The 11,991-nt window shown below is 66.4% G+C and carries 10 protein-coding genes; 7 read left to right on the top strand and 3 right to left on the bottom strand.

Translation table 11 applies throughout. The features are described 5' to 3' along the window. The first annotated feature begins 128 nt into the window (after window positions 1-128). Both ACNPM8_RS05255 and ACNPM8_RS05250 read left to right on the top strand, forming a co-directional pair. Complete coding sequence (locus tag ACNPM8_RS05255) at window positions 129-1,187, top strand: ImmA/IrrE family metallo-endopeptidase (protein ID WP_448939428.1); 1,059 nt, start codon at window positions 129-131, stop codon at window positions 1,185-1,187. Window positions 1,188-1,266: 79 nt separating this feature from the next. Continuing rightward, window positions 1,267-3,189 (top strand): acyl-CoA dehydrogenase family protein, encoded by a 1,923-nt coding sequence (locus tag ACNPM8_RS05250; protein WP_448939427.1) that lies wholly within the window; start codon window positions 1,267-1,269, stop codon window positions 3,187-3,189. Here ACNPM8_RS05250 and ACNPM8_RS05245 read toward each other — a convergent pair. The 3 genes from ACNPM8_RS05245 to ACNPM8_RS05235 all read right to left on the bottom strand — a co-directional run bounded on the left by ACNPM8_RS05245 (window position 3,186) and on the right by ACNPM8_RS05235 (window position 6,507). Next, the gene (locus ACNPM8_RS05245; RefSeq protein ID WP_448939426.1) at window positions 3,186-4,283 is read right to left on the bottom strand and encodes an HNH endonuclease signature motif containing protein; all 1,098 of its coding nucleotides are present in this window, start codon (window positions 4,281-4,283) and stop codon (window positions 3,186-3,188) included. The genes ACNPM8_RS05250 and ACNPM8_RS05245 overlap by 4 nt on opposite strands. A gap of 84 nt (window positions 4,284-4,367) precedes the next feature. Continuing rightward, a complete protein-coding gene (locus tag ACNPM8_RS05240) occupies window positions 4,368-4,919 on the bottom strand; it encodes a hypothetical protein (RefSeq protein WP_448939425.1) in 552 nt (183 codons plus the stop codon). A gap of 61 nt (window positions 4,920-4,980) precedes the next feature. Then, a complete protein-coding gene (locus ACNPM8_RS05235; RefSeq protein WP_448937269.1) occupies window positions 4,981-6,507 on the bottom strand; it encodes a PucR family transcriptional regulator in 1,527 nt (508 codons plus the stop codon). Between the two features lie 110 nt (window positions 6,508-6,617). On the opposite strand from ACNPM8_RS05235, the gene ACNPM8_RS05230 reads away from it, so the two are divergent. The 5 genes from ACNPM8_RS05230 to ACNPM8_RS05210 are packed head-to-tail and all read left to right on the top strand — an operon-like array spanning window position 6,618 to window position 11,967. Beyond that, window positions 6,618-8,120, top strand: coding sequence for a CoA-acylating methylmalonate-semialdehyde dehydrogenase (locus ACNPM8_RS05230; protein ID WP_448939424.1), 1,503 nt, complete (start codon window positions 6,618-6,620; stop codon window positions 8,118-8,120). A 5-nt stretch (window positions 8,121-8,125) separates the two neighbouring features. Beyond that, on the top strand, window positions 8,126-9,505 hold the full coding sequence (locus tag ACNPM8_RS05225) for an aminotransferase class III-fold pyridoxal phosphate-dependent enzyme (protein ID WP_448939423.1): 1,380 nt from the start codon (window positions 8,126-8,128) through the stop codon (window positions 9,503-9,505). A 59-nt stretch (window positions 9,506-9,564) separates the two neighbouring features. Beyond that, window positions 9,565-10,923: an FAD-binding oxidoreductase gene (locus ACNPM8_RS05220; RefSeq protein WP_359195622.1), complete on the top strand. Its 1,359-nt coding sequence runs from the start codon at window positions 9,565-9,567 to the stop codon at window positions 10,921-10,923. Window positions 10,924-10,961: 38 nt separating this feature from the next. Then, window positions 10,962-11,399: a hypothetical protein gene (locus ACNPM8_RS05215; RefSeq protein WP_359195625.1), complete on the top strand. Its 438-nt coding sequence runs from the start codon at window positions 10,962-10,964 to the stop codon at window positions 11,397-11,399. A 19-nt stretch (window positions 11,400-11,418) separates the two neighbouring features. Continuing rightward, entirely contained in the window at window positions 11,419-11,967 is a 549-nt protein-coding gene (locus ACNPM8_RS05210; protein ID WP_105657053.1) for an HtaA domain-containing protein, read from the top strand. The last annotated feature ends 24 nt before the right edge of the window (window positions 11,968-11,991 follow it).

Below are 11,991 nucleotides of genomic sequence, written 5' to 3'. Positions count from 1 at the left end.
CCCCCCTTTTCGCAAGTCAGAGCGTGTTACTTCACGAAGCTGCACGCAATTGGTGCTTTGTGGCATAGGCCACTAGTCTGAGGTCATTAGACGATCAAGATCGCCTTTTGGAAGATTGCAGGAACCTCATGACTTTGGAACCGACCAGAATCAGGTTGGCACGCGAACGTGCAGCGCTGAGCCGGTCCGCCTTGGCCGCCTCGCTGGGTATTTGCGAGCGCGAACTCGCCCATGCTCCCGAGGATCTTTCCCTTGCGCTGGCCGATGCGCTGGGCTGCGCGCCGCAGTTCTTCCGGCTTCCCGCGGCCCAGGGCATCGACACCGAGCGGATCTTCTTCCGCTCCCCGCGCCGCACCAGCACCGCGCAAAAAGTCGCCGCAGCCGCGCTGGGCCGCAACGGCGTGGAACTCTACAACCTGATCACGCGCAACTTCCGGCTCCCGCACACCGGGATCCCCGAGCTGTGCGGCTTCACCCCGGAAGATGCCGCCGCGCATCTGCGCACCGAATGGGATCTGGGATGCGGCGCGCTGCCCGATCTGCTGCATCTGCTCGAAGCCCGCGGGGTGCGGGTGCTGAGCCTGCCGGCCTCGCTCGAAGCGGTCAAGACCTTCAGCTTCTGGGAAGACGAGCAGGCCTTCATCTTTCTGGCCGCCGGCAGCCGCAATGCACAGCGCCTGGCGATGGCCCACGAGCTGGGGCATCTGCTGATGCACTCCTCGCTGGGCGAGAACCGCGAGCAGGTGGCCGCCGCGGAACGCGAAGCCGACGAATTCGCGGCACGCTTGCTCCTGCCCTCCCTGTCCCTGCAGGTGCGGGTCTCCGATTCCCTGCAGATCCCGCAGCTGCTGGCACTCGAAGAGCAGTTCGGTGCACCGGCCCAGGTGATCCTCGCGCATTCGCGTGCCCGCGGCTTGCTGGGCGAAGGCGCCTACCAGTGGTTGTCCCAGGAGCTGGCGCTGGAACCGGCCCAGGAGCACCAGCAGCTGGTCTCCCGGGTCTTCTCCCTGGTCTTCCCCTCCCTGCAGCGCGACCATCGGGCCAGCACCGCACGGATCGCCCGCGAATTAGGGCAAACCGCATCGCAGATCCATGAGCTGACCTTCGGGCAGGCGTTCGTGCTGCTCGAAGGAGAGAACCTGCACGACGCCGGCCAGGCGACCCGCGGCCACCTGCACGCGCTCTAGCAACCCCGGGGTTTGGCAGCTACGCTGGTGCCACCAGGCGATGGCGCCGCGGCCGATCGCCGAGCCAAAGGGGATCGCCATGCAAATCAACGCCGACAAATCCAGGCAAGTCGCCGAGGAGTCCCGCGAGCAGTTCGACCGGCCCAGCTTCGCCAAGGGCCTGTACATGGGGGCCGTGGACTTCTCCCTGATCGAACCATTGCCCAGCGCCCTGCATCCAGAACGCGGACAGGAATTCCTGCCGCAGCTCGAAGCGGTCCTCGATGGCATCGACCCGGAACGCATCGAAGCCCAGGCGCGCATCCCCGGCGAATATATTGCCCAGCTGCGCCGCATCGGCGCCTTCGGCATGAAGATCCCGATTGAATACGGCGGACTGGGGCTGAGCCTGCTGGACTACGGCCGGGCGCTGATGCGCGTCGGCGTGGTTTCCCCGGCCATCGGCGCGCTGCTCTCGGCCCACCAGTCCATCGGCGTCCCCGAGCCGGTGAAGTCCTTCGGCACCGAGGAGCAAAAACGCGAGTACCTGCCGCGCTGCGCGGCAGGAGCCATCAGCGCCTTCCTGCTCACCGAGAACGATGTCGGTTCCGACCCTGCACGGTTGGGCACCGAAGCCCGGCTCAGTCACGACGGCAGCCACTACATCCTGGATGGCGCGAAGCTGTGGACCACCAACGGGGTGGTCGCCGAGCTGCTCGTGGTGATGGCCGCGGTGCAGCCGCATGAGGCCCTGGGCCGCGAGCCTGCAGATCGCGGAGGAATCACCGCCTTCATCGTCGAGGCCGATACCGCGGGCATCACCGTCGAGAACCGCAACCAGTTCATGGGCCTGCGCGGAATCGAGAACGGGGTGACCCGGTTCCGCTCGGTGCGCGTGCCGGCGGCCAACCGCCTGGGCAAGGAAGGCTCGGGGCTGAAGATCGCGCTGAGCACCCTGAACACCGGGCGTTTGTCCATCCCGGCCATGTGCGCCGGGGCCGGCAAATGGTCCACGAAGATCGCCCGTGAATGGTCCGCGGCCCGCGTGCAGTGGGGCCACCCGGTCGGCAAGCACCAAGCCGTCGCCGGCAAGCTCGCCTGCATCGCGGCCAGCAGCTATGCGCTGGAAGCGGTGTTCGAGGTGTCCGCCCGGCTGGCCGATGCCGGCATGAAGGATATCCGCATCGAGGCGGCACTGGCCAAGCTCTGGGCTTCGGAGGCTGCCTGCACGATCGCCGATGAGCTGCTGCAGATCCGCGGCGGGCGCGGATTCGAGACCGCGCAGTCGCAGGCAGCGCGCGGCGAGCGGGCGGTGCCGGTCGAACAGATGCTGCGCGACCTGCGGATCAACCGCATCTTCGAAGGCTCCACCGAAATCATGCACCTGCTGATTGCCCGCGAGGCCGTGGATGCGCACCTGCAGGCGGCCGGGGACCTGGCGCGTGCCGGGTCGAGCATCCAGGACAAGGCCCGGGCGGCGGTGGATGCCTCGGGATTCTATGCCCGGTGGCTGCCCAAGCTTGCGATGGGCGCAGGCTCGCTTCCGAATTCCTATGCCGAGCACGGCCCATTGGCCAAGCACCTGCGCTATGTGGAGCGGACCTCGCGGCGGCTGGCACGCCAGACGTTCGCCGGGATGGCGCGCTGGCAGGCCGGGCTGGAAAAGCAGCAGGTCTTCCTGGGCCATATCGTGGATATCGGCGCGGAGCTGTTCGCCATGTCCGCGGTGATCGCCAAGACCACCGCGCTGCCGCAGTCCCCGGCTGGCCAGCGCAACTCGGCGCAGGATCTTGCCCTGGCCTTCTGCGAACAGGCCGCGCAACGCTGCGAGGAGCATTTCGACAGGCTCTGGAAGAACACCACCCGTACCGATGGACGGATCGCCGCGGACCTGCTGGACGGGAAGTTCCAGTGGCTGGAGGCAGGGGTCCGCGATGTTTCCGAAGGCACCGGAGAGTGGATCGCCCAGTGGTCCGATGGAGTTCGCAAAGACGTGCGGTGGCCCTACCCGGAGGATGACTAGGGCTCCACGATCTCGATGTCCAGTTCCCCGGCACGCCACTTCGCGGTCATGCGCTCGGCGAGGGCATCGGCCGCCAGGGCTTCCTGCGGGGTCATCCAGTAGGTGTTCACCCGGAGTTTCTGCTGCGGGTCGAGTTCCTTGGACAGCAGGGCCATCGGCCGGCATCCAGGGATCTTCACCGCGTGGAACAACCCGCAATGCCTGCCGATATGGTGGATCATGCATCCCAAGGCCGCGGACTCGATGTCCGTGTTGCCGCCCTTTTCCCACGCGTCGAGATGATCCAGTTCGCATCGTTCGGCGGGCATGCTGCATCCCGGATACAGGCACCCTCGATAGGCCGCCCGGATGGCGCGGCCCTGCGCCTTGCTATACAGCCGCTGGGTGCGGCCCAGGTCCAGGGGAAGGCTCTGGCCGTTCAGCACCAGCGGATAGATTCCGGCCGTGCACAATGCCGCTCTGGTTTCGCCCGGGGATAGCTGGATCCCGGTGGAAGTGACCGCGAATTCCTTGCCGTCGCGTCTCATCTTCTCGTAATCCAGGATGATGCTCACCTGCGGTACCGCCAACCCGGGTTGTTTCCCTGGCGAACCCCTCTGGTTGCGGTCGGTCATCAGCAAGGCCAGGAATCCTACGAGCCGGCGTCGTTCTGGCTTGAGCTCCTCGAACTGGGTGGCGGCCGGGCCGGCAGGTTCCTCGGGCTCTTCAGGTTCTTCGGGTTCGTCAGGTTCCTCGGGTTCTCCAGGTTCGTCAGGTTTGTCAGGTTCTTCGGGTTCTTCAGGTTCGGCGGATCCCTCGGGTGCCGATCCGGCAGGTTCCCCGTCTTTGGCCCAGTCGGGCATCGATTCCTCATCATCCCAGCCGCTGCCCTGGGCACCGGTGAACTGCGCCTCGGCGTGCGCCAGGGCTTCGCGGTTCCCGGCCACGGTGGCCGGGTTGTCCAGCGCGTTGAAATACGCTTCGATCATCGCCGCATGGGCGGGCAGGACGCGCAGGACGTATTCGACCAGGCCCTGGCGCATGCCCTTCTTGAAGATCCCGATCCCATCCAGCAGGGCCTGCAACGGGCGCTGGCCGGACTTCACCTGCGCCACCAGTGCGTTGATGTGCCTGCGGGCGGCCTTGGGTTCGCTGCGGATGAAGGCGGCCGATTCGGCTTGCAGCTGGTCCTTCTTGGCCTACCCGGCCTGGCCTTCGCCGAAGTCCTTGCGGGCCGAATGCAGTTTCAGCGCGGCCGAGGACACCAGCCGGGGATCCACGTCGGGGTCGGCGAATTGCCCGGCCAGTTCCGGCAACCAGGCGGGCAGCGGTTGCCCTGCCTCGTCGACACCGCCCAGCAAGCAATCCACCAGGGCCAGCCGGTCGCGGACCGTGCTGCGCGGGATGTCCAGCCAGCCGTGCAGCAGCCCGGCCGTGTTCTTGAAATGCGTGCGGGCAGTGGTGGTGCGCCCGGCGGCCGCCTGGAATGCGGCGAGGCTCGGGTGCTCGCCTGCCTCGGTGACGGCCTGGAAGGATTCCTGGTCGAGCTTGTGGGCACCGGTGCGGCGCAGCGCATGGGCGGCGTGCAGCTGGGTGCGGCTCTGGCGGCGGGCGAGCTTGTCAGCAAGCTGCGCAAAGCAGGCCGCGTGGCCGGGGCTCAATGGCCCGCCGGCAAGGACCGCGGTGGCCGATGCGATGAGTTCTTCCGCGTCGGCCAGGTCCTTCAGCGCCTGTGCCTGCTCTGTGCTCATGCCCCCATGATGCCTGCGGCGTCCTGCGGGGTTTTCTCACCGGGAGCCAAGTGTGGATAGCTCAGCCGTGCATGCGGTACCAGAGCAGCGCCACCTGCAGCGAGGCGCGGGATTCGGCGGAGTCCAGCTGCACCCCGAGCTTGGCTTCGAGCTTGGCCAGCCGGGAGTAGAGGGTGGGCCGCGAGAGGTAGCCGGCCTTGGCCAGCGCGGTTTTGTTCCCGCCGTGGGCCAGGTAGAGATCGAGCAGGTCAAGGGCGGGAAGGTCGAGCGGGTTGAGCAGGCCGGAGAGCTCGGCCAGCGCGAAGGTGCGCAGCTTCGGGTCGCTGCCCATGGCCGAGAGCACCCCGCGCAGGCGCAGGTCGGCGAAGCGGTAGTAGGGCTGGGCGCGGGTGGGCAGGTGCGGGACGATCTGCGCGACCTGCGCGGCTTCCTCCAGCCCGGCGATGCTGGTGGCCAGGGTGCCTTCGGGCCCCACGCCGATGGCCACCGGCGCGGTGAGCTGCTCGGCCAGCCGGCGAGTGAAGCCCTGCAGGGTGGAGTCCAGCAGCTCGCGGGCGCGCAGCGGCAGAATCAGCCCCAGGTACCCGGGCTTGAGCGAGCCTGCCAGGATGCCCAGGTGCAGGGTGTCGGCCAGCTGGTCGAGCACTTCGAGCAGGGCGCGGTCGGCCAGCTGGGTTTCGGTCGGCGTGCCGGAACCGGCCAGGGAGATGACCACCGGGACATAGTAGGGGGCGGCGGCCAGACCCAGGGCCTGGGTGCGGATGGCGATGTCCTTGTCGCTGTAGCTGTGCCCGGCCTGCAGTTCGTGCAGCGTGGAGGTGCGCGCCTGGTAGAGCAGCTCGCGCTGGTCGCGCCCGGACAGGCGGGCGATGGTCAGCGCCTGGCCGGCCCGTTCCAGCACCAGGGCCGCGCGGTCGTCGTCCTCCAGCACGGCCGGGACGATCAGCCGCCCCCAGCGGCTGCGGACCGCGCCGACCGGGGTCTGCAGCCAGTTCTCGGTGCCGGTGGCGCGTCCAGTGTGCTCCAGGAACCCGACGAAGCGCGAACGGGTGATCCAGTGTTCCAGTTGCGCGCCGGACTGGGCGAGCACGTGGTGGCGGACATCTTCCAGGACCACGGGGGCCGAGAGCAGCTGCGCGGTGCGGTCCACGATCTGCGCTTCGTCGGCCTCGGTCAGCGAGAGCCCGGTGTAGATTTCGTGCACCGTGCGGGAGAACTGGACGGCCTCGAGCTGCTCGGCGACGAGTTTCTGGTGGATGACCTCGGTGATGGACACGAAGCGGGTGGTGGTGCGCAGGGCGATGACCGGCAGGCCCAGGTCGGCGACGTCCAGCGGTGCGCCGGAAAGGTCCTCGATGATGACCCCGACGGCCCCGGCCTCGCGCAGCGCGGTGATGAAGGCGCGCACGTCGCTCACGTTGCGCAGGGTCGTGAGGATCAGCTCGCGGCCCAGCAGCAGGTCGATGTTCTCGGTGGATTCGGTCACGTGCACCCAGCGAAGCGGCGCGTCCATCCCTGTTCCGCAGAGCACCTGGGGGTCGGCGGCCTGGACCACCGGCAGGTGCAGTACCTCGTCTACCGTCAGCATTTTTACACTCCGTCAGCACTAGTGCTTAAATCATGACACAGTGATGGTGTTGTCCCTCACATCCATGACCCATGATGAAGGCAGGCACCCAACTTCGAAAGGCCGATACGATGACCGCAACGCTGACCGGCACACTGCAGCACTGGATCAACAACGCCAATTACTCCGCCGATGACCGCACCGGCAAGATCTACAACCCCGCCACCGGCGAGGTCACCCGCCAGGTTGCGCTGGCCTCCAAGGCCACCACCGAGCATGCGATCGCCGCAGCCGCCGAGGCCTTCCCGAAGTGGCGCGACACCTCGCTGGCCCGCCGCACCGCGATCATGTTCAACTTCCGCCAGCTGCTGGCCGAGCGCAAGGGCGAGCTGGCCGCGATCATCACCGCCGAGCACGGCAAGGTGCTGGACGACGCGCTGGGCGAAGTGGCCCGCGGCCTGGAAGTCGTCGAGCTGTGCTGCAACGCGCCCTACCTGCTCAAGGGCGAGTTCTCGCAGAACGCCTCCACCGGCATCGACGTGCAGTCCATGCGCCAGCCGGTCGGCGTCTCGGCCATCATCTCCCCCTTCAACTTCCCGGCCATGGTGCCGCTGTGGTTCTTCCCGGTAGCGATCGCCGCCGGCAACGCGGTAGTGCTCAAGCCATCGGAGAAGGACCCGTCGGCCGCCAACTGGCTGGCCGAGCTGTTCACCGAGGCCGGCCTGCCCGATGGCGTGCTGAACGTGGTGCACGGGGACAAGGAGGCGGTGGACACCCTGCTGACCGATCCGCGCGTGAACTCGGTGTCCTTCGTGGGTTCCACCCCGATCGCGCAGTACGTCTACTCCACCGGCACCGCGCACAACAAGCGGGTGCAGGCCTTTGGCGGCGCGAAGAACCACATGCTGGTGCTTCCGGATGCCGACCTGGACCTGGCCGCCGACATGGCGGTCAACGCAGGCTTCGGCGCGGCCGGCGAGCGCTGCATGGCGATCTCCGTGGTCGTCGCGATCGACACCATTGCCGATGAGCTGGTGGCCAAGATCGCCGAACGCGCCAAGACGCTGCGCGTGGGCGATGGCACCCGCGGCTGCGACATGGGCCCGCTGATCACCGGCGAGCACAAGGCGAAGGTGGCCGGATACATCGAGGCCGGCATCGACGCCGGCGCGGACCTGGTGCTCGATGGCCGCACCGGCACCGTGGACGCCGATGGCGAGGGCTTCTTCCTGCACCCGACGATGTTCGACCGCGTAGGCACGGACATGTCCATCTACACCGAGGAGATCTTCGGTCCGGTGCTCTCGGTGGTGCGCGTGGAGAGCTTCAACGAGGGCATCGAGCTGATCAATTCCTCGCCGTACGGCAATGGCACCGCGATCTTCACCAACGACGGCGGCGCGGCCCGACGCTTCGAGGACGAGATCCAGGTGGGCATGGTCGGGGTCAACGTGCCGATCCCGGTACCGGTGGGCTACCACTCCTTCGGCGGCTGGAAGGCCTCGCTGTTCGGCGACCAGCACGCCTACGGCCCGGAGGGCTTCAAGTTCTTCACCCGCAACAAGGTGATCACCAAGCGCTGGCTGGATCCCAGCCACGGCGGCATCAACCTCGGCTTCCCGCAGAATGACTGATACCCATGACTGAACCACTGGCACAGCCACTGACGCAGGGCGTTTCCGCAGCGGATATCGCCGCTGGGAAGCGTGCCTACGAGCTGGACCGCAAGCACGTCTTCCACTCCTGGCAGGCCCAGGGGCCGTTCGCCCCGATGACCATCCTGAAGGCCGAAGGCTCCTGGGTATGGGACGGCGAGGGCAACGCGCTGATCGACCTCTCCAGCCAGCTGGTGAACACGAACATCGGGCACCAGCACCCCAAGGTGATCGCCGCAATCCAGGAGCAGGCCGGCAAGCTGGCCACCATCGCCCCGCAGCATGTGAATGATGCGCGCTCTGAGGCGGCCCGGCTGATCGCCAAGCACACCCCCGGGCAGCTGGACAAGATCTTCTTCACCAATGGCGGTGCCGATGCGGTGGAGCATGCGGTGCGCATGGCGCGGCTGCATACCGGCAAGCACAAGGTGCTCTCCGCGTACCGTTCCTACCACGGCGGCACCCACCTGGCGGTGAACCTCACCGGGGATCCGCGGCGCTTCGCCTCGGATCACGGAACCGATGGGGTGGTGCGCTTCTTCCCGGCCTACCCGTACCGCTCCTACTTCAATTCGAGCACCCCTGAGGAGGAAACGGCCCGGGCGCTGAAGCACCTGGAGGACACGATCCTGCTCGAAGGCCCCGGCACCATTGCCGCGATCATCCTGGAGAGCATTCCGGGTACCGCCGGCATCTACCTGCCGCCCCCGGGGTATCTGCAGGGCGTGCGCGAGCTGACTAAGAAGCACGGCATCGTGTACATCGCCGATGAGGTGATGGCCGGCTTCGGGCGCAGCGGGCAATGGTTCGCGGTGGACCATGCCGGGGTGGTGCCGGACCTGCTGACCTTCGCCAAGGGCGTGAATTCCGGCTACGTGCCGCTGGGCGGGGTGGCGATCAGCCCGGAAATCTTCGAGACCTTCCGCGAGCGGGTCTACCCGGGCGGGTTGACCTATTCGGGCCACCCGCTGGCCTGCGCGGCGGCGGTAGCCACCATCACCGCGATGGAGGACGAGGCCATGGTGGAGAACGCCAAGCGCCTGGGCGAGGAAATCATCGGGCCGCGCCTGGCGCAGTTCGCGACCGAGCACCCGAGCGTGGGCGAGGTGCGCGGAACCGGCGTGTTCTGGGCGATCGAGCTGGTGAAAAACCGGGAAACCCGCGAGCCGCTGGCCGCCTATGGAGGCAGCAGCCCGGAGATGAACCAGGTGGTTGCCGCCGCGAAGGCCGCAGGGCTGCTGCCCTTCGCGAACTTCAACCGGCTGCATGTGGTGCCGGCGATGAACATCGAGGATGAGGTGCTCATTCAGGCGCTGGATCGCCTCGAGCAGGCCTTGGCCGTCGCCGACACGTTCGTTCAATAGCACCGATCTGGCAGGACAGCTCAGCTGTCCTGCCAGATCTGCATTCAAAGGAGATCGAGATGACTACCGTGGCGACCAGTCCAGTGCTATGCGCCCATCCCCGGGCCTCGCTCGATGAGCAGGACCGCAAGCAGGCCAGCGTGGACCGCTCCGGCTATGTGCCCCCGACCTTTGCCGACGGGGTGATCTTCGCGCAGGACATCGATGATGTGGTGCTGGCGATGCAGTTGGCCCGCAAGCATGGCGCCACGATCGTCCCGCGCGGGGCCGGCACCGGGCTGGCGGCAGGAGCCAGCGCCGAGGCCGGGCAGATCGTGCTCGACTTGTCCCGGATGGACAAGATCCTGGAAATCGATCCGGTGGAAGCCACCGCGGTGGTGCAGCCCGGCGTGCTCAATGCGGCGGTGAACCAGGCCGCCGGCGAGCACGGGCTGTTCTACGCCCCGGATCCTGCCAGTACCGCGATCTGCTCGATCGGCGGCAATATCGCCACCAACGCCGGCGGCATGTGGTGCGCCAAGTACGGGGTGACCCGCGAGTCGGTGCTCAGCTTGCTGGTGGTGCTGCCCGACGGGCAGCTGCTGCGTACCGGACGGCGGACCATCAAGGGCGTGGCCGGCTATGACATGAATGCGCTGATGATCGGTTCGGAAGGCACCTTGGGCATTGTGGTTGAAGCACTGCTGCGCCTGCGCCCGAAGCCCAAGCACACCTCCACCTTGGTCGCCTACTTCCCCGATGAGGATACCGCGGCAAAGGCCGCCTCGGCGGTGATCGCCGAACGGCTGGCCCCCTCGGTGCTGGAGCTGATGTGCGGCAAGACCCTGAAGGCAGTGGATGCGGCGCTCGGAACTGGCCATGGATCACGCGGCGGTGCTTTGCTGCTCGCGCAGACCGACGGCTACGGCGCGCAGCTGGAAATGCAGGCGCTGCAGGATGCGATCGCCCCGCTGGCCGCGCACATCGAGATCGCCACGGACCAGGAGCAAGCACAGGCGCTGATCGAAGCCCGGCGCCAGGCGATCCCGAGCATGGAGCTGCTGGGCACCGCCTCGATCTGCGATATCGGCGTGCCGCGCAATCGCTTGGCCGAAGCCTTCGCCGGCCTGCAGCGCATCGAGGATGAACGCGGAGTATCGATCTTCACTATCGCCCATGCCGCCGATGGCAACCTGCATCCGATCATCGTGGTGCCTGAAGGCCAATCCATCACCAGCGGCTCACCGAAGGCCGCGCTGGGAGACATGTTCCACCTCGCCAAGTGCCTGGGCGGCACGCTCACCGGCGAGCACGGCATCGGTTTGCTCAAGCAGGATTGGCTGGCCCAAGAGCTGGGCGAAACCTCGCTTGCGCTGCAGCGACGGGTGCGCGCGGTGTTCGATCCACAGGGCATATTGAACCCGGGCAAGGCGATTTAACCCTAGAAGTCATCCGCTGACATGGGTAGGGTAAATACATGGATGAGTATCTACCGGTGGACTTCAGCCTTCCTCTCGTGTCGCTGGCGGCTTCTGTGATCTTCTTGCTGATCGGGTTGCCCTTGATCATCCACGCCCTGATCCGACGCAAGGGCTTCACCCTCCTGCGTGACGGGGAGCAGACTTATGCGCGACGCGCATCCATCCGCACCGAGTTCATTTCTGCCGGAATTGCTGTGGTGGCAACGGCCATCTGCCTGGTCATGGGCATCACCGGCTACAACACCGCGATGAGCAACCTCGAGGCGAATGTCCAGAAGGAATACTCCCCGACCGAGTTGGAGATCAAGTACTGGAACGGGTCGTGGGCAACAGCAGATATCGCCTTTGCCGATGGCACCAGCTACGTGGATGCCCAGATCTCAATGCAGTCTGCCTACCGTCCACTAGTTGAACCGAAGATGACGCAGGATTAGCTGGCAGAGAACTGTCTCCATGATCCAACTCCAGTATGAAATACTGGCCACAGCATATTTTCACGCCGATATCCTGTGGAGGGAAAAGACAATGACCGGAAGTGGTGCGCCAGCAGGCGATCCGTTCCAGCCGCATCTTGAATGGGGTCTGAAAACCTCGTTCGTGAGCTATATTTCTTCCCTCGCCGACGGACGCATTGAAGCAGCCAACGGGGTATGGCAGGCAGGCAACGCGTTGGCGTTCCCCGTCTCCCCCGCTGCAGAGGTACCGGAAAACGAAATCTGGTTCAACGGGCGTGTGTCCTTCTCCGGGCACGGCGGCATGATGAAGCTGGATCTCTTTGAACCGCGCATCGTGAACCATGACGAGAACATCAGCCTCACGATCGACGAGGCCGGCGAACGCGTTGCCATTGCGGAGCTCACCGAAACCAGCGTTTCGAACGCTTTCGGCCTGGTCAAGACCCGCTTCTCGGCAGTGCTCACCGAGGCAGGTTCGAAGCTGTTCAACGGCCAGTACCCTGCCGGCCAGCAGATGGAAGAAGTCGAGGTCGTGCTGCGCGGTTAGCAGCTCACCAGCAAGAGGGGCCCG

It is taken from the genome of Glutamicibacter sp. AGC46 (genome assembly GCF_053543715.1).
This window is presented reverse-complemented; position numbering and strand designations above follow the sequence as displayed.